General features: G+C 49.7%; 22 protein-coding genes and 2 pseudogenes. 3 read left to right on the top strand and 21 right to left on the bottom strand.

Annotated elements, in window-relative coordinates:
* Positions 1–141: 141 nt before the first annotated feature.
* From NST23_RS05995 to NST23_RS05920, 16 genes are all read right to left on the bottom strand, one after another.
* Positions 142–666: a GNAT family N-acetyltransferase gene (locus NST23_RS05995; RefSeq protein ID WP_122962779.1), complete on the bottom strand. Its 525-nt coding sequence runs from the start codon at positions 664–666 to the stop codon at positions 142–144.
* A 137-nt stretch (positions 667–803) separates the two neighbouring features.
* Positions 804–1,121, bottom strand: coding sequence for a cytochrome o ubiquinol oxidase subunit IV (gene cyoD / locus NST23_RS05990; protein WP_063228404.1), 318 nt, complete (start codon positions 1,119–1,121; stop codon positions 804–806).
* A 1-nt stretch (position 1,122) separates the two neighbouring features.
* On the bottom strand, positions 1,123–1,725 hold the full coding sequence (gene cyoC, locus NST23_RS05985; RefSeq protein ID WP_173596270.1) for a cytochrome o ubiquinol oxidase subunit III: 603 nt from the start codon (positions 1,723–1,725) through the stop codon (positions 1,123–1,125).
* A gap of 2 nt (positions 1,726–1,727) precedes the next feature.
* Entirely contained in the window at positions 1,728–3,698 is a 1,971-nt protein-coding gene (locus tag NST23_RS05980) for a cbb3-type cytochrome c oxidase subunit I (protein WP_122962777.1), read from the bottom strand.
* 21 nt (positions 3,699–3,719) lie between these two features.
* Positions 3,720–4,697 carry a cytochrome aa3 quinol oxidase subunit II gene (qoxA, locus tag NST23_RS05975; RefSeq protein ID WP_122962776.1) on the bottom strand — a complete coding sequence of 326 codons (978 nt, stop codon included), beginning with the start codon at positions 4,695–4,697 and terminating at the stop codon, positions 3,720–3,722.
* A gap of 539 nt (positions 4,698–5,236) precedes the next feature.
* Positions 5,237–5,449: a hypothetical protein gene (locus tag NST23_RS05970; RefSeq protein ID WP_122962775.1), complete on the bottom strand. Its 213-nt coding sequence runs from the start codon at positions 5,447–5,449 to the stop codon at positions 5,237–5,239.
* A 278-nt stretch (positions 5,450–5,727) separates the two neighbouring features.
* Positions 5,728–6,807 (bottom strand): AbrB family transcriptional regulator, encoded by a 1,080-nt coding sequence (locus NST23_RS05965; protein WP_280648084.1) that lies wholly within the window; start codon positions 6,805–6,807, stop codon positions 5,728–5,730.
* A 179-nt stretch (positions 6,808–6,986) separates the two neighbouring features.
* Entirely contained in the window at positions 6,987–7,859 is an 873-nt protein-coding gene (locus NST23_RS05960) for a LysR family transcriptional regulator (protein WP_122962773.1), read from the bottom strand.
* A 2-nt stretch (positions 7,860–7,861) separates the two neighbouring features.
* Positions 7,862–8,563 carry a TerC family protein gene (locus NST23_RS05955; RefSeq protein WP_122962772.1) on the bottom strand — a complete coding sequence of 234 codons (702 nt, stop codon included), beginning with the start codon at positions 8,561–8,563 and terminating at the stop codon, positions 7,862–7,864.
* A gap of 184 nt (positions 8,564–8,747) precedes the next feature.
* Positions 8,748–9,080 (bottom strand): hypothetical protein, encoded by a 333-nt coding sequence (locus NST23_RS05950; RefSeq protein ID WP_287102218.1) that lies wholly within the window; start codon positions 9,078–9,080, stop codon positions 8,748–8,750.
* Between the two features lie 106 nt (positions 9,081–9,186).
* Positions 9,187–9,861, bottom strand: coding sequence for an AroM family protein (locus NST23_RS05945; RefSeq protein WP_328140237.1), 675 nt, complete (start codon positions 9,859–9,861; stop codon positions 9,187–9,189).
* 76 nt (positions 9,862–9,937) lie between these two features.
* Complete coding sequence (locus NST23_RS05940) at positions 9,938–10,882, bottom strand: DUF1177 domain-containing protein (protein WP_122962769.1); 945 nt, start codon at positions 10,880–10,882, stop codon at positions 9,938–9,940.
* 63 nt (positions 10,883–10,945) lie between these two features.
* Positions 10,946–12,007: a DUF917 domain-containing protein gene (locus NST23_RS05935; RefSeq protein WP_122962768.1), complete on the bottom strand. Its 1,062-nt coding sequence runs from the start codon at positions 12,005–12,007 to the stop codon at positions 10,946–10,948.
* 21 nt (positions 12,008–12,028) lie between these two features.
* Positions 12,029–13,639: an OPT/YSL family transporter gene (locus NST23_RS05930; protein WP_122962767.1), complete on the bottom strand. Its 1,611-nt coding sequence runs from the start codon at positions 13,637–13,639 to the stop codon at positions 12,029–12,031.
* 288 nt (positions 13,640–13,927) lie between these two features.
* A complete protein-coding gene (locus tag NST23_RS05925; RefSeq protein ID WP_122962766.1) occupies positions 13,928–15,493 on the bottom strand; it encodes a PucR family transcriptional regulator in 1,566 nt (521 codons plus the stop codon).
* A gap of 36 nt (positions 15,494–15,529) precedes the next feature.
* Entirely contained in the window at positions 15,530–15,754 is a 225-nt protein-coding gene (locus NST23_RS05920; RefSeq protein ID WP_122962765.1) for a hypothetical protein, read from the bottom strand.
* 181 nt (positions 15,755–15,935) lie between these two features.
* Here NST23_RS05920 and NST23_RS05915 point away from each other — a divergent pair, with 181 nt between their 5' ends.
* Together NST23_RS05915 and NST23_RS05910 are read left to right on the top strand one after the other, a co-directional pair.
* On the top strand, positions 15,936–16,196 hold the full coding sequence (locus tag NST23_RS05915; RefSeq protein WP_287103240.1) for a hypothetical protein: 261 nt from the start codon (positions 15,936–15,938) through the stop codon (positions 16,194–16,196).
* A 54-nt stretch (positions 16,197–16,250) separates the two neighbouring features.
* Positions 16,251–16,423: pseudogene (locus NST23_RS05910) on the top strand (IS256 family transposase); the annotation flags it as partial.
* A gap of 430 nt (positions 16,424–16,853) precedes the next feature.
* On the opposite strand, the gene NST23_RS05905 reads toward NST23_RS05910, so the two are convergent.
* Both NST23_RS05905 and NST23_RS05900 read right to left on the bottom strand, forming a co-directional pair.
* A complete protein-coding gene (locus tag NST23_RS05905) occupies positions 16,854–18,104 on the bottom strand; it encodes a hypothetical protein (protein ID WP_122962762.1) in 1,251 nt (416 codons plus the stop codon).
* Between the two features lie 148 nt (positions 18,105–18,252).
* Positions 18,253–18,516 (bottom strand): annotated as a pseudogene (locus NST23_RS05900) (transposase); the annotation flags it as partial.
* A gap of 357 nt (positions 18,517–18,873) precedes the next feature.
* Between NST23_RS05900 and NST23_RS05895 the strand changes: the two are divergent.
* A complete protein-coding gene (locus NST23_RS05895; protein ID WP_122962761.1) occupies positions 18,874–19,308 on the top strand; it encodes a hypothetical protein in 435 nt (144 codons plus the stop codon).
* Positions 19,309–19,422: 114 nt separating this feature from the next.
* Here NST23_RS05895 and NST23_RS05890 read toward each other — a convergent pair whose 3' ends face one another.
* The 3 genes from NST23_RS05890 to NST23_RS05880 form a co-directional block, all read right to left on the bottom strand.
* Entirely contained in the window at positions 19,423–21,405 is a 1,983-nt protein-coding gene (locus NST23_RS05890; protein ID WP_217021860.1) for a methyl-accepting chemotaxis protein, read from the bottom strand.
* A 240-nt stretch (positions 21,406–21,645) separates the two neighbouring features.
* Entirely contained in the window at positions 21,646–22,581 is a 936-nt protein-coding gene (locus NST23_RS05885) for a 3-hydroxyacyl-CoA dehydrogenase family protein (protein ID WP_217021859.1), read from the bottom strand.
* Between the two features lie 139 nt (positions 22,582–22,720).
* The gene (locus NST23_RS05880) at positions 22,721–24,142 is read right to left on the bottom strand and encodes a SpoVR family protein (protein ID WP_122962758.1); all 1,422 of its coding nucleotides are present in this window, start codon (positions 24,140–24,142) and stop codon (positions 22,721–22,723) included.
* Positions 24,143–24,248: the final 106 nt, after the last annotated feature.

Raw genomic sequence — 24,248 nt, 5'->3', positions numbered from 1 at the left:
AATGTGTTACAAGACATAATTATATACTTTGTTTGTGAAAAGAAAAGCCTTCCCTTCTCTGAAAATCTCGCGAAGACGTTCTGCACCCTTCAATAGTATGAAATCTTCGCAGAAAACGATGCACGGCTTTGGCGCAAAACCTTACAGACGAATCCAAAACCGCCGCACGACATTGCCATCCTCTTCGATCACCTCGGATTCAAACACCCCGCCGTTGCCGAGAATCGTTTTTTCCGAACCGATATTGTGACTGTCGCACACGACCAGCACCCGCTCCAGGCCAAGCTCCCTCGTCTTGTCCAGCGCTTGGGCAAGAATTGCCGTCGCGTAGCCTTTGCGTCTTTCGCTGGGCCGGATGCCGTAGCCAATATGTCCCCCGACGTTCAGCAACCGTTCGTTCAGGCGATGGCGAATGTTGACCGCCCCGACGATCTGCTCTTTTCCATCGACCAGCCAGTAAGTAGAGTGCGGCACCCAACCTGCTTGCAAGTTTTCTTCCTTTCCCTCTCGCTCCATGAATGCCAGATAAGTCTCAAAATCATGCGGATCGTGCCCGATCACCCATGGAACGAACGGTTCCCCGCTTTGCTTCCATTCCTCGTAAAAAGCCAAATACTCCTGTTTGCGCTCGACTGACGGCTTGACCAAATACGGCGTCTCCGACATGCTTGTTCTCTCCTTTTTGTCAATAAATTCCGTCTATCTTAGCATGGACATCGCCGCTGGACAAGAAAAAAAGCGTGACACGAGCAGCCAATCGCTCGCATCACGCCTTGTTTGTTTTTGAAAATTACCCTTGCTTCTTAGTACTTGTTGAACATCATGATCCAGATGGAACCTGCGATAATCGTGAACACGATCACAAGTCCGAGAATCAGTGTCTGTACATTGTAGCGCGGCTTTTCTCCCTCACGGATGTGCATGAAGAAGAACAGCTGAACAACGAATTGCAAGATGGCCATCACCAGAATCGTGATTACGAGAGCCGTTTTTTCGAGCATCTGATTCATGACCAGCACCAGCGGGATGATGGTGAGCACAATCGAGAGAACGAAACCGATCACGTAAGACTTCAGCGATCCGTGATCTTGATGACCGCCATGGTTTTGATGTTGTGTCATCTTACATCACCCCCATCAGATAGACGACTGTGAAGAGGAAGATCCACACAACGTCCAGGAAGTGCCAGTACAAGCTCAGGTTGGTAACTTTGCGGCGAGTTACCGCATTAATTCCACGGCGCTTCAGCTGCATCATCAGCGCTACCATCCAGAACAGACCAACGGAAACGTGCAAACCGTGCGTACCGACCAGTGTGAAGAACGCGGACCAGAAGCCGCTAGTAGCCATGGTCGCACCTTCGTGCATCAAATGCGTAAACTCGTTAACCTCCAGCACGACGAACGCAAGACCGAGAACAGCAGTTACAGCGAGCCAGGCGATCAGCTCTTTTACTTTCCCTTTGTTCATCGCCAGTACAGCAAGTCCGCTGGTAAAGCTACTGGTCAACAAGATAAAGGTTGAAGCGATGATCCCAGGCAGTTCAAACAATTCTTTTCCAGTCGGTCCGCCTGCAAAGCTATGCATCATTACCGCATAGGTAGCAAACAGCGTACCGAACAAAATGCAGTCCGTTACAACGAAAATCCAGAAGCCAAGAACCTTGAGTTGCTCATGCTCTTCATGATGGTCATGGCCATGACTATGGTCGTGATGATTAGCCATCATTACAACACCCTCCCCAGTGAAGCCTCCGTGCGACGCACTTCATCCACCGGTACGTAATAATCCGTATCGTATTGGAAGGAGCGTACCCACATGCACACGGCAACTCCAATGAATCCAACTACGGCCATCCATACCCATCCAAAGGTGAAACCAAATCCAATCAGGAACCAGAAGGTCGACATGATAATCGGAATACCCGAGTTTTTCGGCATATGAATTGGTTCCAGATGCACCGGCTCTTCTTTATACGTGCCGTTTGCTTTCGCTTGTTTTGTTGCCCACCAATCATCCGAGTCTTTTACATTCGGAACGACAGCAAAGTTGTAGAACGGTGCTGGAGATGGAATCGACCATTCCAGTGTACGCGCATCCCATGGGTCGCCTGTTGTATCCCGTTCCCCATGCTTGATGCTGTACGTAATTTGCCATACTTGGAAGATGAAACCGATCCCCATCATGAAGGCACCGACAGTCGATACGAGGTTGAGGTCTTCCCAACCGCGATCCCAGCCGTATGTGTAGTAACGGCGTGTCATACCCATGAAACCGAGCGCGTATTGCGGCATAAAGCAAATATAGAAACCGATATTCCAGAACCAGAAGCCCCAACGTCCGAGCTTCTCATCGAGCTTGAAGCCGAACAGTTTTGGCCACCAGTAGTAAATACCTGCCAGGTAACCGAACACAACCCCACCGATCAACACTTGGTGGAAGTGGGCAATCAGGAAGTAGCTGTTGTGGTACTGGTAGTCTGCCGGAGCTACCGCCAGCATGACACCTGTCGCTCCCCCTACGAGGAAGCAAGGAATGAACGCAATGGTCCACAGCATTGGTTGTTTAAAGGATATCCGACCACGGAACATCGTAAACAGCCAGTTAAATACCTTAACCCCGGTCGGGATCGCAATGACCATCGTCGATATCGCAAAGAACGCGATAACGCTGGCGCTTGTACCCATTGTGAAAAAGTGGTGAGCCCATGTGAAGAAGGACGCGATCGCAATCGCCATCAAAGCCCACACCATGGATTTGTAACCGAAAATGCGTTTGCGCGAGAATGTCGCAACTACTTCAGAGAAAATACCGAATGCTGGTACAACTACGATGTATACCTCTGGGTGACCCCACATCCAGATGAGGTTCAGGTACATCATCGGGTTACCGCCGCCGTCCATCGTGAAGAAGTGAGCACCTGCGAAACGGTCAAGGAACAAAAGTGCGATTGTAATAGTCAAGATTGGGAAAGCAAAGATAATCATGATGCTGGAAGACAATACCGACCAGCTAAACAGCGGCATTTTGGAAAGAGTCATTCCTGGTGCACGCATTTTGAGAATCGTAACGATAAAGTTGATACCTGTTGCCAAACTACCGATACCGGAAATTTGAATACCCCAGATCCAGAAGTTTTGACCAGGTCCCGGACTGAAATCATTTTGTGACAATGGCGGATAAGACAACCAACCAGCGTCCGGGGAGCCCCCGATAACGAACGACAGGTTGAACAGCATCGCGCCAAGGAAGAACAGCCAGAAGCTGAGCGCGTTCAGGAACGGATACGCAACGTCGCGCGCACCGATTTGCAGCGGAACAACCATGTTGAACAAACCAAACATCATCGGCATCGCCATGAACAAAATCATGATCGTACCGTGAGTCGTAAAGATCGCGTTATAGTGATCGGCATGCAGGAATTCCAAATTCGGGAATGCCAGCTGCAAACGCATCAGCAGGGCGTCAACCCCACCGCGGAACAGCATGAGGAGCGATGCAATCAGGTACATGATCCCGATACGTTTATGGTCAACGGTAGTCAGCCATTCGCGCCAGAGCCAACCCCATTTTTTATATTTGGTCAGGACAAACACGATCGCGAGCATTGTCAAAACAATCGATACGTCCGCACCGTAAATCAGTGGGTCACCAGTTACAAAGAACGTGGATGCAAAATCCTTAATGTCCTCCCACACGTGGTATTCCTCCTCCCTCTCCTAATGTTTCATGCTGGAATGATCCATTCCAGGCATGTTGCTCATGTCAGTTGGTGGCAATTGCGAGGTTTCTTTTGACTTATCGCCTGTCGGAGCAGGCTGCTTTTGCATTACATGGTCCATATCATGGCCATGACCGTATTTTTGAACAATCTCTTCAAACAAGCCTTCCGGGAATGCAGAGTACAGTTTTTCCTCAGCCAATCCTGGTTTTTTCAGCTCGTTGTAATCTTCTTTTGTCATAGCAGGGGAAGTGCCTTTTACTTCACTGACCCATTTATTGAACTCTTCTTGCGGTTTCGCTACTACTTTAAACTGCATGTGCGCAAATTTTTCACCAGAGAAGTTGGAACTGAATCCAGCAAATTCGCCTGGTTCATCTGCTTGCAAATACAGCTCAGTCGCCATACCTGCCATCGCGTAAACCTGACCGCCCAACGATGGCACCCAGAAAGAGTTCATCGGAGCTTCTGCGGAAATTTGGAAATGAACAGGTACACCAACCGGAATTTCCAGGTAGTTGACCGTCGCAATGTTTTGTTCTGGATAAGTGAACATCCATTTCCAATCCAATGCGGTAACCTGAACGGTCATCGGTGCTACTTCTTTATTCGGAGATTCCTTCAGCACATACGTATCGCGAACGGTAAAGTAACCCAAGATCGCAATGATGACTACCGGAATGCCCCACCAGATTGCTTCAAGGACCGAGTTATGTGCCCACTCAGGTTTGTAAGGCGCCTTGTTATCCGGTTTATCCCGATATCGATACACGATAAAAGCGGTAAGCGCAAGAACCGGAACGATGATGACGGCGCACAATATCGTGGAAATAATAATGAGATTGTACTGCGTCTCTGCTACAGGCCCTTTCGGATTCAAGACAAGATACTCACTACCACAGCCTGAAAGCAGGACGGTGGTTAACGCTGCCAAGATCCAAAAGTGGATTTGCCTCAGCATTTTTCCTCCACTCATTCTCCTAATCCCTCCTCTTTCACAAAACAACAAGCCTCTAACTGATGATGTGTCCGCTATTCGCGTCCGCTTCCCCTCCGAGTCTTTCACGACAGAGGATGGAATCCATCTTCGAGCAGGACTCAGCAGAGAATTTTAACGTAAGTGAACATATCAACTAACCGCATATACATACTATCAGAGACGGAGAACTTTTGTACTTCTTTTTTCGGACGTTCAATAATTCGTAGCTTTTCTGTGACAAAGTGTTCACGAACCAGTCACGAGTTGATCAAATTCTTGTTAACAATCCCCTGCGATGCACATCTCCATCCAAAATTGGTCGCGATATCCAGCCGTTTTGCCGCCTTTGCGTTGTTTCATTTAAAATAAACAGCCCCTTCCTTTGGACATCGCCAGAAGAAGGGGCTGGATCAAGGCAAACAAACGGTCACATCCCATTTCATGAAAAACGTCGAGACATTTTTCACAGAAAAAAACCTCTCATTTTAAAAAGAAAGCTTCATGAGAGGTTTTGTCTATGAATTTGTCATCGCTCTTTACACTTCTTGCTTACGCAGATTCAACAGGCGGAAAACGGTGCTCATAATGAAAATGTTCATTCCTGCAATCAAGAAACCAATCGATACCATCAACGGGAAGTTCTCTGCTCTGAAATCGCTTGCAGTAAACGCCATCAGCAGGCCACCAATTGCAATTGCGGTCCAGGCAATCCATCTCAGCACATCTGCGGCTCTTTTATCTGTATTCATGATTTAAAACCCCTGTCGTTTTGGATTTTCGTCTTTGCTCGTTTTCTTTGTTGAACTTATTGTAACATAAAATTCACTTTTTGTTCATGTTTTGTTCAAATTTTGATTGAAAATTTGTCAAAAGTTTTTTCGCAAACCTCTTGCGGTCTATGTTGTTACATTTTTCCTTTGTGTCTTAATTGTGAAACAGGGAAAAAGCGGACAAAAAAAGCCTGCCGCCTCGCTTTTGCGAAAAACGGCAGACTCTTTTGTTCCCTTTTGCCTTGCCCATCAACCAATCAAGCTGTCTTTTCCAAAGTGGCAGCCGCCTCATTCCTGTGCCTTTTGCCCCAACTGCGCCCGCCAACAGAGAACAACGTCAGGACAAACAGGACGCGGAACAACTGGAAGGCGGTCACAAGCAACGGATCGGCTCCGATCGTCATCGCAGTCAGGCTCATTTCCGCGATTCCGCCAGGCGCAGTCGCCAGGATGCCTGTCGCAAGCTCCATGTCAGCCAAATAAGTCATGCCGGCAGCCATCGCTGTTACGATCGCGAACAGCAGCAGAGCGTGCATGACGGCGAATAGAAAGAAGCGTTTTTGCTGCCGGACTTCCTCTTTGCGAAAGCCAAGGCCGATACTCACCCCGATCATCACTTGCGCCGCCTTGACCAGCTCTCCCGCCAGCAGCGGATTTGCATTGCCCGACGGGTTGTTCAGCGACACAATCGCGGCAATCAGCAATGGTCCGAGAAGGTATGGCGCTGGCACGCGACAGCGCGCTGCGAGCAAGGCAGCAAGCGAGCTGGCGATGACCAGAAGCACAGTCGGGAGCCATGCCAGCTGCTGGCCGCTCGCCAACACCCCCGTAGTCGAGCTGTGGTTCCCGGATATCCAGGAAATCAAAAAGGGGATGCACAGCACAATCATGACGGCGCGGATCGAATGAAAAATGGAGATGATCTGCTGATTGCCGCCGATGGACTGTCCAATCGACACCATTTCCGACAGCCCGCCCGGTATGTTGCTGAAGATAGCAGTAATTCGATCCACCTTGCCGATTTTGTAAAAAAGCCACGCGTTGAACAGGCTGAGCAACACGGTGAACAAGGTGGCGATCAGCATCAAACCGATATGATCTGTCATGGTCTGCCAAATACTCGGCGTCATGCGCAGGCCAAGCGATATGCCGATCACGATCAGTCCCGCCTGACGGAACCAACCGGGAATCCACAAGTTTTTGCTGCCCAACATCGTAGCAGCGACGGTGGCGACGAGCGAACCGATCATCCATGGAAGCGGGCTGTGAACGAGAGCAAACAGCCAGCCTCCAGCCGCTCCGAGCGACAGTGCAAGCCCTATTCGAAGCAAGTTCATGCTGATTCCTTCTCTCCCTGTCTGACGTTGCGATCTTTTGTACAGTTCCAGTGTACGCCAGAAGAAAACAGCTGAAAAATACCGAATCGTTATCGCGATCGATTCGTTTCGCGAATGGCACAAAAGAAAAAGCTGCCCGCGTGGAGCTTGCACTCCTTGCTCGGGCAGCGACGAACGCGTTAATAGGAATGAGGAAAATCCATCTGTTGCATAAAGCGGACGAACGCTTTTACATTTTGCAGCTCCATGGATTCCTCATGGTAAAACATCCATGTGCTTCGCCTGATCGGCTGGTTTGCCGCATCCCGAAGCTCGATCAGATGCAGCCCTTCCTTGCCCTCTGCCACCAGACGGGGCAAAATGGCGTAGCCAAGCCCGCTCGCGACCATCTCGCCGCACGTGTCAGCCTTGTCTACTTCCATGTCGATTCGCGGCGGCGAGGAGTAATTTTGTGTCCACCAGCTATCCACCAATGTCTGCAAAAGCGGATCAGTCTCGTAATCAATTCGCGGCAAGTCAGGAAGGCTTTTTAAATCGAGCGGAGTTTGCGAGACAATGCACACGCTTTCCTCAAACAAAAGCTGTTTGCCCCCCGGCCAATTGTAATCACCGCGCACGAAGCCAAGGTGCACATCCTGGTTGTAAACGGCCTGGTACACGTCTTTGCTCCAGCCTGTCTCCACCTTAAATTCCACCAGCGGATACTTTTGCTTGAACAGCTTCAAAAGCCCTGGCAGCTTGTAACGGGCAAAGTAGTTGGAGACGCCGAGGCGCAAGGTGCCGCTAACCTCTTCTCCCATATTCGCCACATGTTCCTTGATCTTGCGCAGTCGGACGAGCATTTCGTCTGCACAGTTCGCCAAATACTCGCCCTCCGGTGTAAAGTGAACGCCCCTTCTGCCGCGCTGCACGATTTGCACGCCAAATTCTTTTTCGATTTGCCGCAGACGCTTGGTCAAAGCAGGTTGGGACAAGTACAGGCTTTTCGCCGTTTTGGTAATGTTTTGTTCCTGATACAGCGTTCGCAAAATCGACCAGTCGCGGTATTCCATGGCTACAATGTCTCCGCGTGATCTTGCGCGGCGCTGCCTTCCTCTGACTTTTCACCCTTGCGCTTCAGGTACGTGCCCACAGCAATGACCACGAGCGCCAAAGCGACCGGCAAAATGACATGCAAAGCAGGCAACAGTTGTTCCAGAAAAGCTCCGACTACCTTGTCGCCGACGATCATCTCGCCTGCTGTGTACCCAAGCAATGCCGCTCCCAGCAGGACGATGATCGGAAACCGATTCATCAGCTTCATCAAAAGCTGGCTGCCCCACACAATCAAAGGAATGCTGACCGCAAGCCCGATGACGACCAGCAGCATGTTCCCATTTGCTGCACCTGCAACGGCGATGACGTTGTCCAGACTCATGATCAAATCGGCAAAAATAATCGTTTTCAAAGCCTCCATCATGTTCGAACCGCTACCAATGCGGGCATCCTCTTCCTCGCCTTTGAGCAGTTTGACCGCGATCACGATCAAAAGCAGTCCGCCCAAAACTTGGACAAACGGGATTTGCAGCAGCCAAATGGCAATGAAAGTCAGGATGATTCTCAGTCCGATTGCCCCGAATCCGCCCCAGAAAACAGCTTTCTTTTGCACTTCTGGACGCAAGTTACGACAAGCCAGCGCAATAACGACGGCATTGTCCCCACTCAAGACCAGATTGACGATGATGATTTGTAGTAAGCTAAGTAACAATTCTGTCATGATGGCTCCCTCCGTAGGCGATGATAGTGACAATAATAGACCTTTTCGTTTTCATCTGCAGTATTTTTTTCGCTTTTGCCTGCACTTTTTATCAGGTTCAGGCACAGAAAAAGTCTGCCCATCGCGACAGACTCTGTTTTCGTTCGATTGCGGCTGGCTGAAGGATTCATCTAGCGCGATTGCATTAGTTGTTGCCCTGTCCCTTGTAGCCGTATACGGAGTAGTCGGCCTTTACTTTGCGGATCGCATGCCAGACAGGCAAGCCCCGCGCTACCCAACGCAAAGCCGACATGATATTTTGCTCATTCTCAAACTGCTCGACGATAATGACCGTCTTTTCATTTATGTAGGACTGAAGCTCTTCCCAGCCCATTGCCGAATAACGGTCATTGCCGTAAGTGCGCAAGGCCAGAAAATCTTCTCGCTTCGGTTCTTTCATCTGGAGCAGTTGCCGAATTGCTCTCGCACAATCGGGATGAACATCGGGACTGGCCGCATTCGCCAAACGGTCATTCATAAACAAATGCCTCGTTTCTTCTATATATAGTTGCCCTTCTAGCATAAGCAATGCCCATGCTTTCAACAACCATAACATGCGCAAAAAGCATGATCGCGCGGCGAGCCTAGCTGCACCACTCCGCTATCAGCTTCGCCATAAAAGCGCTGGACAATACAACGGGCAATCCGGTCAGTTCGCTCACAAGCTCTCTCGCTTCCTCCGTATACCCCATGCAATCCATGAGCAGGACATCGACCTTGTCTTTGAGCGGTTCGATTGCCGCCTGGTATGCCGCCCGATCCAGCGCGAACGGGGAGACGACGGCAAATATTGGCTCCAAGCCATGCGGCGCGTATTTTTCCCGCAGCGCTTCCACCTGCTCGGCCAAAGGCACAAGCACGCCGAGTCTGCGGCCTTTTGCCATAATTGCTGCCATGGGCGGAATGATCCGATCCGGTTCCAGCAAAAAAGCCTGCTCTGCGCGCAGTCCGGGAAAGACTCCCGTGCACAAAAGCAAAATGTTGCGGATTCCTGACCGCTCCATGTCCGCTATTTTTTGCTGCAAAATCGGCTGAATCCGTTCCCTGGACAAGACGACAGACTCGCCGCTTGTCAGGCGCGAAGTCAACACGTAATCGCTCGCAGTCGGAGCCAGCTTGTTTGCAATCTCCGCTTTCGTCATCTGATCCAGCACCCCGGCCTGGACCAGCTCCGCCCGGCCCGCCAAATGCTTTTCTACAATCGGCGCAATATCTTGCCGCGGTGCTTGTCCAATCGTAATCATTCCTACTTTTCTCATCGGCTGCTTGCCTCCTTTTTCCACATCGCTTGTTTGTAAAAAAACGGGGAGAATCCAGCTCTCCCCGTTCGCTTGTTTAGTTGTGCGCTTCCACGCCCATCGTTTGAAAAATTTTCATGGAGCCGTAGCGGCGATTCATATGAGCAAATTCTTGTTCGTCGTAAAAGCTGGTTGTGCCGTTCGTGTATTCTTTTGCCACTTCAACCGCAAACTTGACCGCGAGCGCAATATCCGTCTCATGACTTGCGCCTGTGCCGCATCCGGGAACAGCCGTCTGGGCCGTAATCGCTACTCCGACTACCGGAGCATCGGTGGCGACAGCAGGCTGCAAAATGCTGTTGATGTGAAAAAGATCGTTGCCGTACGGCGTGATGTCTTGCTGCGTAATCGGGAACGTCACAGGCAGCTGCCCTGTCGTCATTTCCATGATCCGCAACAAATCTTCGCTGATGCGCAAAATGTAGCCTTCCTTGACGGTTGGCGAGATGGCGATTCCTTTATGGTTCACGATGCGGTTGCCTTTTGTCGTGTCAATCGAGAGAATCGCTTCCATCTCGTCGCTGACTTCATAGCGATTCATCGTCAAAATATCGACAGGCGATCCCATGAAATCGACCGGCTCATGCGGCTGTGTCGGCGCATTCGGGCATATGTGCGTGCTGATGATCACATCGCCATCGAGAACATCGCCATTTTTTTGCATCTCGGCAAGCTTCAAGGCGCAAGCGATTGCAGCTACAGCGCCGTCGGCATCAGATACCATCCCGATCCGGCTCGGACGCGCTCCGATTCCGCCAAGTCGGCCGATAATCCCGAATGTTCGCGCGCTGCCGCCAGTGGACTTGCCGTTTTTCCCCGGTACGACGATTTTTACGAAATCGGTGCTGCCTTCTGCTCCTGCGACCGTTTGCACGGCAACCGAAACGCCGGGGTAGGCGGTAAACAGCTCCTTGATCGTTTCGCCATTCACATAGGCGCTGTCCATCGTTTCAAAAACAGTCATCGTTTGCTTCAAAGACATGGTTGCTCCTCCTCGATCCGAACATAGATGTTGTCTCGTGATGTGATGTGGAATCAATCGTTTCTAGCCGAAAAGATAAGGCAGGATTTGTTTGCCCACGGCACCTTCCACAGCGGCAAGCAGTTGTTTGTTTCGCATCGTTGCGCTGAGAAGCAAGTTCTCTTTCGGGACGTGAATAACGGCAATTTGCTGTCCTTTTTCGATTTCCGCCGAAACAATCGGCTTCGCTGTATTGGCGTCGAGTGTCATGATCAGGTCCGGGAACGTGCCGAGCCGCTCTCCTTTGTGCTCCAATGTCATGTACTCGTTCCAGAAAGTCATCTCGTGCCCGCTGATCACTACGCGCCCGACGTCAAAACCGCCCGCTGTCGTCAATTCGCATTCATCTACGGAGCCTGCCGTCACAATGCGCCCGCCCAATTTTCGGCACACAGCTTCGATCGCAGCCTCGCCTTTTGCCCCGAGCAGTGCCTGCCCCACTTCAATCGCTTGGCTGATCGCTCCTGGCGCTCCATGCTCGCGGGCATAGCCTACGCTGATCGGGTTGCGGGCCACGACTACCAAACCGCCCGTCTCGACCGACACTTTGCGCACCAGACCTGCCGCCTGCTGCAACTGTCCGCTCACACATACTTCATGGTAAAGCTCATCCTTGCCGCCGACTGCCGCCTGATGGGAAATGTAGCCCTCTACCTCGTGCAGATTCATCGCTCCCATCGAACCAGTCGGATGGGCACGGCCGTTGCAAGGCAGGTCGATTACGGGCAATCCCGTCACTGCGGCCTGGAACCAGCCGTTTACGGTCGTTCCGGCGCCATTTTCATTGGTGATGATTCCTTTGATCGGTTGTCCGATCGTCTTTTCCAGCAGTTGCAGAGCGCGTACGTAGTGCATCGGCTTGACGTACTGATTTTCCGCAGCAGGCGCTCCGACCAGCGCAACGGTTGCCAGCAAATCAGCGTCATTCATTTCATCTGCTGTCACCAGGACAGGAGAGCCGACTTCGAGGGCGAGACGTCCTGTCTCCATGCCATCCTCGATCCAGCCGCCCCCGCCGCCGCCAAGGACTGCTCCGCCGTAGACGGCCGCTTCCATCATTGCTTGATCCAGTATGATTTTCGCCATTTCGTTTCTCCTCCAGTTGCTTTATTTTTTCGCGAATTTGATCAGGGAGTTACAGAAACTGTAGATCGCGTCACCTGCGATAAAACCTGCTGCGAGAATGCTCAGTGTGCTTTCTGCCTGTTTGCCCTTCACTTTCAGGACGACAAAGCGGATCAAAATTCCCGCCAGTACGGCCCAGCCCGCATTCGGGTTGAGAATCAGCAAACCTGTGGCAAACATGACGCCGAGCTGACGGTTGGAGCCGCCAATCAATTGCAGGAGCGCACCCGGAATCGCCCACAGGAACAGCTGCTTGGCCACTTCCGGGGAAGTGCCTGCTGCGATTGTACTGGCGTAAACTTTGTCTACTGGCGGAATCAAGCCTTGCGAGAAAAAGCTTTGATAGGAAAAGGCAACGGTAATGAGCGCAACCCCGAAGGCAATCAATCCGGTAATGTACTGTTGCTTGCGACCGTCTACCTCCAGAGCCGCGTCTGCGCCCTGGCCGCGCAAAATGTAGCCGGTTTTCAAATCGTAGCCCATGTCGGCAAAAGCAGGCCCGGTCGCTGCGCTAAAGCCGACCAGAAGAGCGAGCGCGACAGGCGGGAAGCCAATCATCATCCCGATAATCAGCGTAATCAGTGCAATCGCAAACGCGGGGAACCAGCCGGAATGCATCGCCGCAATCCCCACAATCAGCTCGTGAACATAGGCAGCAAAAGCGGCGAACAACAGAAAGCCGATCAGCATGCCAAACGACATGTCCGTCATCAATCCGCCTGCAAGCGCAACAATCAGCGCTACGACGAGATACGCGACGAAGCCAAGCCCCAAGATGCGGGATGTCGTCTTTTCATTTTGAGTGTAGCTGTCCTCGGGATTGTTCGCGTTTCCTGCGGTGGCCGCAGCAGGCTTTTTCTTTTTCAAAATGATAAAAGCTACTTGGAACAACGCGACGATCCCGGCCCCGATCATGAAGCCATGCGGGATGTACAGCGCGTTCAAGTCTTGATTGAACAGCGGAACGGAATATTGCCGCAGCAAAAGACCGATTCCGAACATCGTGAGCGCCCAGATGTTCCCGATGAACGCCACCCCGAACGCCGACATCGAAATGCCGAGGTACGAGCCTAACAATCCAGCGCCTGTACCGACTCCCAGCAGCACGCCGCGCTTGCCGCCTTTGTCTCCGGCGATAATCGCCTCGGCCGTTGCTACGCCAGGTGCCCATGTCCCGGAAGCGGGAAAAATTTTCGAATCAAACAGCTTGTACAACAGGGCCGTGTCCACAAACATCGCCAGTCCAGCCCCGATCAGCATCGGAATAATCAGCTCCGGCATGTTCATCGCAAACGGAATCCCGATCGGAATCAACAAACTGTTGGCAGCCCCGAACGTCGCAGAGGAGATCGACGTTTGCACCAGATTTTGCCGATGAGTCGAGCGGTATTTGGAGAAAATCTCCATCGGAATGCGCGCAATCAGCATCGCGGCAATCGCCCCGATAATCGATGTGCTCGGTGTGACCCCGAGTGAAGTAATCAGTTGCATCCCGATCATCGCCCCGAATACGGACAAGGCGATATTGAGAATAAGCGTCATTGGCTCAAATGCGGAGGGATGTTTTTCTCGTGGTGTCTTGTCTTTTTGCATAAGTAGCGCCTCCTTTGTTGAATGAATCATGATGAAAAGAAAAAATGGAAAATAGCCTTTTTGCGATCCAACTTATTTGTTGGCTAGTATTGCCAATCCGCTTCGCCTTTTGCCATGAAAGCGCCTCCACGTTCGCTGGCCAAAAGCTTTGTTGCTTTCCCCCCTTTTGCGCCACGTTTCTTTCTATTCTGTGTTTTTCCACTTTAACAAAAAAAGGACGCTTTCCCCTATGGGAAGCGTCCCAAAAGTTCGCACCCTTTTTTGGGCACGATCACAAACGGCCTGTCGTTATTCGAACGAATGAATGTCGACTCCCTGCGTTTTCCAGACTCGCATGGCGACATCCAAACGAAACCGCACCTCGGGATCATTCAAATCGGTTTGCAGAATCTCGCCAATTCGCTCCAGCCGATACAAGACCGAGTTGCGATGAATGAACATTTCCTCCGCGACCCGCTTTGTATTTCCCCCCGATTGAAGAAAAGCGCCCAATGTCGCCAGCAATTCTGTCCCGTACTCTTCGTCGTAGCGGACGAGCGGCTCGATCAGCATGGAGGTGAGCGCCGCCAGCACCGGATGACCTGTGTTGTCCAGCAGCAAGTCTTCGACGAGAATCTCGTGATAATGCACCATTTCCTGTTTCGGTCGCGTCTTGGCTCCGACAGCAATCGCTTTGTACGCTTCGCGCGAACTAGCCGGAACGTCTGCCAAATGCTCGCGCGCTCCCCCGATTCCTACAGCAAGCTGCCACTGGGCCGAAAACTCCTCTTGCAGAAGCGCCAGCTCCCTCATGAGTGCTTCCGCGTCCGCTTTTTGCTTGTCCGCTTCGGCAAAAGCCGATGAACAGAGCACGAGCAGCGAATCGTTGATGACGACTCCTTTGCGTGCATGCACCCCTGGCTTGTTCAGCTTTTGCAACAGCAGATGGTACACCTGCGCAAGCTGTTCATCCCGTTCCTTTTGCGCCATCTCGACCTTGCTTTGCACACGCATGACGATTACGTAATGATATTGCCTGAGCGAGATTCCCAGTTGCTTGGCCCGGTAGCGCAGCAAGTCTTCCTGGTGGGCAGAACCGGAAAACAGCTCGACCAAAAACGACTCCTGCTCTCGTTCCCGTTGCAACTGCTGTGACTGGCGGATCGTAAAGTCAATCGCCAGCACGGTCACCGCATGATCCAGGCACATTTGTTCGAAGCGTTCCTGTTCTTTCAGTTCGCGCGAAATGGCAAGATAGCCCATCACCCTGCTGCCCACCTGGATCGGCCGCTTTTGTTGAATCTGCCTAACATCAAACTGCGACGTAGCACTCTCGATTTCCCCGTCCTCTTTCAGCACAGCCGCCTCGCAAGCGAGCATGTTCCCGATCAATACGACAAGCTCGGTCGTCCGCCGATTCAGGACGAGATTGGTAAACTGCTGGTTCACTTCCCGCACCTCGCGCAACAAAAACGCCTGGCGCTGAAGCACCTGGTCAATCACGGCATGCGTCATGTCGATAAACGAATTTTCCAGCGGGATATCAAACAGCGGGATACCGTACAAATTGCTTTTGTACAACGCCTCCGCAGGCACTTCCTGAATGACTCTCCTCGTCTTGATGCCGATAGCCGAACTGCCAATCCGATGCATTTCATCCAGCAAGCGGCAGAGCAGCATCGGCTCATGCCGAAACGCGTAACCTGTCGTAATAATCAGTTCGTTCGGCCGCAAAAAGCCTGTCAAATCAGGCATTTCCACGGAGCTTATGTAATAAATTTCTTTGGCGATTCCTGCGTGTCCGGCCATGATTTCCGATCCGCGAAACACAGGCAATTGCAACAGCCGCTCGACGGTAAAAGGAGAGTTTTCCATGACTTCACCTCTTCGCTTTTGACTCTTGGCTACATGCTACCACAAAATGCGGAGGGCAGAAAAACGGCAATAAAAAAGACCGTCATCACTTTGATAGGACAACGATCTCTTGTGCTTGTGCTGATTCAGTTTCTCCGCTTTTGTCTTCGTCGCTCGCTGTCTCATGTCAGCAAACACGAAAATGCTCCTGTTCAACTCCGGGTTGCGCTTGCCTTCCCGCGCCAATTTTTCCCGATGCTTGCGCGCGCTGCTTTTTGCCATTTTCACTCACTCCTTTGTGGCGGCCCGTTCGCTTTGGTACCGTCTGCGACTGCCATCCTTGTTGTTATCATAGTACGCCTGGTGCTGGTTTGCAACGAAAATAGGCGACGTCTACCAACACTTGTCCAAACCAATTGTTCGCTTGTGAATAAAGTAAAAGGGACAGGAGGTGTTCATCAAGATGAAAAAAACGGCAACACGCGTAGAAAACCAAGTGTACTCCACTCGCGTTCTGCGCTCGGAATTTGACAGAAACTGGCGCAGATTCGTGTCCAGAAGCGGATACGTCGTTTATACGGCAACAGCTAACCAGGCCAAAATCATCGTCCTGTTGGCGGACGGTTCCAGAAAACTGCTGATTTTCGGCAAAGGCGGCAGAGTCCTCGTTGGCGGTGGGGGCACCAGTCATTATAGCAAACCCCACGTCGCACGCGATTTGTAAATGTCACCAAAACAGCCCCCCTGTGCGTTTAGGCGAGCAGGGGGGCTGTTTGGAAAGGTGACCAAGGGCAAGAGCATTTTTACGACGGATGAAGCCCTGTTCAAAATGCTCTATTTGGCGACCACGGACGTGACCCGAAAGTGGACGGGGCGTGTACAAAACTGGGGCAAATGCTCCTTCAACTCTCCGTTTTCTTCCCTGATCGGATCGGGCATTGCTTGCGTTAGTTCTATGCTTCAAAAGGGTTTACCAAAATACTGGTCAGACCCTATTACTTTCTATACAAGATAAACAACATAATTTGAGATAAACACATTTGCACTCCAATACACTAAAAAAACACAGATTATAAATATTGAAACATCCATTACTCTATTTGTTTTACTTGCATTATTTAATCGTAACCTTTTGACACCAATGTAAATAATATAGAATGCCACAACGTAATATATAAAATTGCAAAAGTAATAAAGTGCGGATTCTCCAAACGCCTGTTCATCACCTAGCATATAAACAAATACCTTTCCAAGAAACACGAAAGTCCCAGTAATCAAATATATTATTAAGTATTCTATTATTTTCCTCATAGAATATACCTCCTTACTAACCCACGCCCATTTTATGAGTCTCTCTTAGGCGCGGGTTAGTATTTTGGAACTATTTACCAGTTATTACTTTGATGCCTGTTTCTGCTTTTATATTGCCAATATAAGTTAAATAGGTAACACTTTCATTAGATCTAGCAGCAGATACAATTCCATATAAGTATAGTTTTTTCGTGTTTTTAGAATCAGGTACTCCAACTGGCGATCCGCTGTCTCCATTTACAACTTTAAGCGAAACCTTTTTCTGGTTTTTTAAATGGCTGCCTAATGCATATACACTTTCATTCGTTCCTTGTACAAATCCACACATTTGAGTATCAGATTGACCTAATGATGTGCATACTCCCATACCTTCCCAATCGTTGATTTGCTCACCAATGATTTGGTATCCTGCTTCATCGTAATTGTTTCCTGATGTAGTTAAGATGTTGTGAGTTGTTAAATCAGATTTAACTTTGACCAGGGATACATCTACTGAACTACCCCAGTAAAATATCTTTTTATGAACAGTGCCGATTAAATTGTCTTTATTGTAGCTCTGTAAAACTTGTTGCCCTGTATTATCAGCACAGTGTCCTGCTGAAACTAAAAAGTAAGTAGAACTATTTGAATCTTTTGCTGAAAAGCCATTTGTACAAAAACCGCTTCCTGAATAATTCATTTGAGCTGCTCCCGGTACTGGTCTAACCTTTATTTGTGCTCTATCTATTTTAGGCTCAATTTTTTCTGTTTGTTCAAATTTAATTAGTGACTCATCTATAGTCATTTTTCGAATCGATTTTTTGTTCAACCCTTTTTCTATACTATCTTTTGCCTCACTTTCATCTTCAGTATAACCTACGATTACAGACTGATCTTTAAAACTAGAAGAGATGCTTGCAACATTCTTCTCGAATCTATCAATGTTCACCGAAAGCTCTTCAACAACTTTATCCAAGTCTTCCTTGGAATACTTTACTTCATCATATTCAACTTCAACATCTTCCCCCAATATGTCTCTAACTTTATTCAACTCATCTTTTTGAGGGATAGAATGGAAACCAATATGAATTATTCCTCCATGTTCTTGATCAACGTATAGCCCCGCATAGTTATCATCAAACTTTTTTTCTAAATACTCAATCAAGTCAGGTATTCGCTTTTGAATCTCCATTCTATCCCAGAACTCATCTTCATCAATCGGAGTAACATAACGCACTTTGTCCTCCTTTTCCTTTCCTTCAGCAATGATCGTATTAGATAGTGGCAAAATAGATATTGCACCTACGACCATTAAATTCAGCACAACACTTTTCAACTTCATAATTTATGCCTCCACAAGAAATTTACATAATATGACAAATATAATATATATTAGTAATGTGTGCAACATTCGCTCATACTAGGCTCCATGTCAAGCCGACTCAACCGTTGGGTTATGTGCCTTACAATCGATCTCCAAAATGGATGGCCAGTTGTGATATACAACCATTTGCGGTGGTTTCATGCTTCTTCACAATGTGAGGTTTAAATTCGCTGTTACGGCCACGAGGTACACGAATTTTTGTGTTACCGAACTTTGTTTTCAGCGTCTTTTTACTATACCCATTCCGACTATTTCCTGAATGATTGCCCTCGGTACTATATTTGTTATAGCCCAAATGGTCATCTATTTATGCTTCAAACAACTGCTGGATGGTGTCACGAAACAAATCTTTAAGCATGGCGTGTACGTCTTAATCCTTCGCTAACTACTTGATCGTCATGTCTCTGTTGTCTTGCATAAATGATCATCTCCTTAATGGGGAGTTTAACCATTTACACAAAACTTTTTACGCTCTCTTAAACTGTACTGAGCCTGTTTTAGAAACGGCTTGATGGCTAACGGCTGGCTACTCAGCTGATTTTCTCCCACGCGTCTTGTCCCGGCTGGATTTTCTTAGTCTGCTTATTGTCGGTTGCTGTTTTTCTTCGGACAATTACACTGTGGTTAAAGGAGGACTTTTCTATTTAGGTAAACAAGATTATTTATTATTGTAACAAATGTAATATAATACTATTTTTATATAAAATAATACCAAGGAGGTGCAATAGTGCTAACCTACTTTAGAGGTGCAGGCTGTTCATTATTCGTTGCAAGTATTCTACTTTATTTTTATGTAGTAAGTAGAGAAGGAGTAGTACCAGTAGATGATAGCGGTACATACTATATACTTCAAGGCTACATTATTGTATTAAATTTTGTCGGAGCACTTTTTGGATTGGCACTATATTTGAATTTATCAAGAAAAAAGTCACACAACGTATTGCTTAATATCGTTTTATTCGCACTACTTGGATTGGCGTATTCCATCGTTCTTTCGTTTTTATTGCCGTTCAAAATGATTACATTTGTAATTACGATTTGCGGTTCAATATTTTTTTATCTTGCTCAGCTTTCTACTAAACGCACTGCTTCTTACACAACTGCGATAGGTGGCCTGGTCGTATCCATTTCTATCTTTTTGTTGTTGTATTTTGTTTATTAGTTTTGAGCTGTCATTTTTCGAACCATACACAAAAAGAAACAGGCAGCTTTTAAAAAGGGCCTGTTTCTTTTCGTATATTTTGAGCTTCTATCTCCCTACCTGGAAATTTTGCCTTTACTCATACGTAAACTTGTTAATCAACACTTTCAATTCCTCGGACAACACCGACAGCGCTTGCGCCGACGAGGAAATTTCCTCCATGGAGGCGAGCTGTTCTTCGGAGGAAGCCGCTACTTCCTCGGCAGTTTCGGCATTGCCTCTCGCAATCTGCGCCAGATCGTTCGCAGCTGTCGTCACTTCATGCACCGCGTTTGCGATTTGTCCCGCAATGGCTGATACTTCGTCGATGAGCGGATTCGTTTGGCGGGTACTCTGGACGATTTCCTCAAACTTGTGGATCGTTTCCGTAGAGAGAGCCAAGCCTTCAGCCACATCCTGTCTGACTTTCTCCATGTTATCGACCGAGGCTCTCGTCTCTTTTTGAATTTCTGCGATCAATTCGACGATTTGCTTGGCTGACTCCTGGGATTGCTCTGCCAGCAAGCGCACTTCGGTCGCGACGACGGCGAAGCCTTTTCCGTGTTCGCCAGCGCGGGCTGCTTCGATCGCGGCATTGAGCGCCAGCAAATTGGTCTGCTGGGAGATGCCGCTGATGACTTCCGAGATCGAGCCGATTTCTTTGGAACGGTCGTACAGCGATTTTATCATTTGATCGGATTTCTCCACGGAAGCATGAATCGAGTTCATTTGCCCTACGACTTGCTGCACCGAGCTTCCGCCTTCATCCGCCTGCTCCGTCGTTTTCGTAGCGATATCCGCGAGAACCTGGACACTTTGCGTGATTTGGACGATTCCTTCCGACACCTCTTGGAGAGAGTGCACATTGCGCTCCGTGACTGCGGTCTGCTTTTCCGCCCCTCCTGCCACTTCCAGAACCGCATTCGTCACTTGCTCCGTAGCAATGCTTGTCTGCTGGGCACTTGCCGTCAACTGCTCGGACGAAGCGGCAACTTGCTCGGCTCGCGCTTCCACATCGGAAATGAGCGTGCGCAAATGCTCCTGCATCATGTTGAACGCGCGGCCAAGCTCGCCAAGCTCATCGCTCGTGCGCACTTCGATGGAATCGGTCAAAATGCCTTGGCTGACCCGGACCGCATGCTCTTTCACCTCGCGAATGCTTGCAATAATCGAACGCAAAATCACGAAAATGATCATCCCGCCCACGATCAAGCAAACCGCAATCGTCCAAAGCGTATGCGTATAGATCGGGCGGGCAGCCTCATCCACTTCCGAGCGGAGCATCGAACCAGCTACTTTCCAGCCCGTAGTCGGATTGGTCATAAAGTACATTTCTTTTGGCTGATCCTGAAACGAATACGAGAACTGGCCCGTCTCCGCCTGGTACAAGTTGTCATAGAAAGCTTCTTTTGCTTCCTCTCCCGCAGTCTCTTCCGGGTGCACAACGTACTTCTTGGTCCCATCCAACACCATCACGTAACCGTTCGTGCCGATATTCACGCTGCTGGCCACTTTTTTGATTTGCTCAATGCCGAGCGTAATGCCGATGACTCCAGAGCCGTCATCCGTCGCTTTGGCAATCGTTACGATGACTTCACCCGTAACGGCGGAAATGTACGGCGCGGTAATAATCGCCTTGCCTTTGCTCGCCATCGCGATTTTGTACCAGTCGCGGGTACGCGGGTCAAAGTCTGCCTTCACTTCCTGTCTGGGCGAGCGCATGTAACTCCCGTCTTCCGTCCCTAAACTGATACTCGCTACTTCCGGGTTCATCCCCATGTAAATATCGAGGAATTTCACAGCCTCCGAGTTGTCTTTTGCTGCATACATGCTCTTGTTGATCACTTTCGCCAAGTAGTCAGCGTCTTTCATTTTCGGCTCAAACGTATTGGAGATGATCGAATTTACGAGAGAAACATTTTCATTCGCGCTTGTCATGATCTGCTTCTCAATTTCCTGCTTGGCCTCCTGGAAAGACAAGGCTCCAACCACGAGGGAAGGGATAATCAGGATCAACAGAAACGTCACAATCAACTTGGTTTTGAAGCTTTTGATCCATTCTAGCTGTCTTACGTTCAAGTCTGTTCATCTTCTTTCCGTGTTGAATTTGGAGAAAAAAGGACAATCGTTATAAGTCCTAATGACTAATATCGGTAACTAGCTAACGTTTGTTTAGCAAAAAGACGATAAAGTTAATCGGCTATGATACCCGGGATCGCCTGCAAAAGGGCAGTAGCATGCGTTTCCGGGCGAAAAAATGGATGTAAAAAAGGCCGGGATATCCCCCGACCTTTTTCCTAGTGGCTTTTGTCCTATTCGTCATCGCTCATTTTTCAGCTTGGTCAGTCGGATAAACTGCTCGTCTCTTGCGTGCAGCCTGTCCGCGACTGAGACGTGCTCGTACGAGTAGATGCCTGCTCCTGATTTGGTGCCCAGCTCGCCTTTGTTCACGTGCTCGCTAATAATCTGTGGAGCCGCAGTAGATTGATCCAGTTCCGGCGCCAAATTGTCCATGACGCGCTGCCACGTATCCAGCCCGCCAAAATCAGCCGTCTCGATCGGCCCGACGAACGCCCAGCGAAAGCCGATGCCTGCTTTCATTACCGTATCGATGTCTTCCGCACTCGCCACGCCTTCCTCCAGCAAATGAAACGCCTCTCTCATCAACGCCGTTTGCAGGCGGTTGGCGATAAAGCCAGGCACATCTTTTTTCAGCAGCACGGGAGCTTTTCCGATTCGTTCCATCAGCTTGACTGTCGCTGTGACAACTTCCTCAGCCGTTTGTTCATGGCGCACAATCTCGACAAGCGGAACGAGCTGCGCCGGATTGAAAAAGTGAGTGATGATAAAACGGTGCGGCAACTTTGCCTTTTCGATCAGCCGCGCGATAGAGAAAGTAGACGTATTGGAAGCGATAATCGCCTCCGGCTTGGCAAACTGCTCCAACTGGGCGAACAGCTGCCATTTCAGCTCGATCACTTCCGGCACAGCTTCCGTAATCACATCAGCCTCAGCCACTGCTTGCTGCAAATCGGTAGTCAGCACAATCCGCTCCAGTGCAGAGGACTTGTCCTGCTCCGTAATGACTCCCTCTTTTTCCAGCAAGTCCAGACTTTGTTCCACGCTCGCTTTTGCTTTGTGCAATAGTTCCTCCTGCAAATCGTAAAGCGAAACAGAGAAACCCGCCAACGCATATAGCTGGGCGATGCCATGCCCCATTACACCTGATCCGATTACTGCTACGTGCTTTATCATGTGGAGAACCTCCCGGGAAGTAGGTAGATCGCTTTTGCTTTGCGAAAATTTCCACAACGGGCGGACCAAATCCTGCTGGCAGCAAGCAGAAAAGCCGCACCCCCGGCTGGATCATCCCCGGACGTACGGCTTGCCTTTTTTACAAAAACCTGCGATGCACCTTTTTGCCGTCATAGGTGAACATGACTTGCCGGTCTTCCACGACTGTCTCCAGGTGGATATTTTTTCCCCACAAGGTGTAGACGTAAGGCAGCGTCTTCTCGACGTACTTCACGTCCAGCTCCAAGCCTTCGAAGTGGTGCTTGAGCAATAGCTCTCCTGAGCGCAAATAGTCGCCATCATGCACCAGCACATATGGGAAGCCGCCGTTTACTCGCGTCCCGGCCAGACCGTCGCGTACTTGCTCCCACTGTTTTTCCGTTACGACCCAGTCGTTGCCCTGCTTGCCGAACATGTACAGGTCGAGGTCGCTCACCAAGTCTTTCGTCAGGAAGTTGCGGATAAAGCTGATGTCGGATTCCAGCTCGCGCACCTCAAACAGCTTGGCGCGCCCTTCGCCCGGCTTGCGGCCAAAGCGCTCCTGCTCTTCCTGCGTTGGATTGTCCCAGCGTCTTTCAATGTCCTCAAAAATTTTCAAGCCGAGATGGTACGGGTTAATGCTTGTCGTCGACGGCTGGATGACTGAGGAATGCAGCTTGGCAAATTCAATCGTCTCCGCCTCCGTCAGCTCCATCTCCCGCAAAATGCGCATATGCCAGTAGGTCGCCCAGCCTTCGTTCATGATCTTCGTCTCCATCTGCGGCCAGAAGTAGAGCATCTCGTCGCGGATGATCGTCAGCACATCGCGTTGCCAATCGTCCAACACGTTGCTGTACTCCATGATGAACAGCAGCAAGTCTTTTTCCGGAGCCGGCGGGAATTTGCGCACTTGCTTGGCGGGATCAGCCTCCACTTTTTCTTTGCGATCCAGTCCCCACAGGTCATCGTAAGGCGATGTCCGCTCATACTTCGCTTTTTTCTGTGGCTCTTCCCCTTCCCGCTTCCATCTCAGCTTGGGACGCAGCAAGCTCGGATCAATATGCTCCTGTATCGCCAGGCTCGCATCCAGCAAGTTCTCGACCGCTTCCTTGCCGTGCTCGATCTCGTACTGGCGAATCCGCTCGCCGCTCGCCGCCATGCTCTCGACCATATCGCGGTTCGTATTGGAGAAGCGCATGTTGTTTTTGAAAAAGTCGCAGTGAGCCAGCACGTGGGCAACGATCAGCTTGTTTTGGATCAGTGAGTTGCCGTCCAGAAGAAACGCATAGCACGGGTTGGAGTTGATGACCAGCTCGTAAATTTTGCTCAGGTTCAGGTCGTATTGCAGTTTCATCCGGTAAAAGCTCTTTCCAAAACTCCAGTGCGAGAACCTGGTCGGCATGCCGTACGCGCCAAACGTGTAGATGATGTCTGCCGGGCATATTTCGTATCGCATCGGATAAAAATCAAGGTTGAACCCCTTGGCTATCTCCGTGATCTCGTCAATGGATCGCTCCAGTTCTTTGCGCTCGTCGCCTGTCATTGCCTTTCCCCCTCCATTCGCCAAAGCCTACTTTATGTATATGGGGCAAGTGGAGAAAAGACGCCACGGTTCTTGGAAAAAACGGTTGGAGTGGCAGGGAAGTGTT

Source organism: Brevibacillus sp. FSL K6-0770 (genome assembly GCF_038000275.1).
GTDB lineage: Bacteria > Bacillota > Bacilli > Brevibacillales > Brevibacillaceae > Brevibacillus > Brevibacillus parabrevis.
This window is presented reverse-complemented; position numbering and strand designations above follow the sequence as displayed.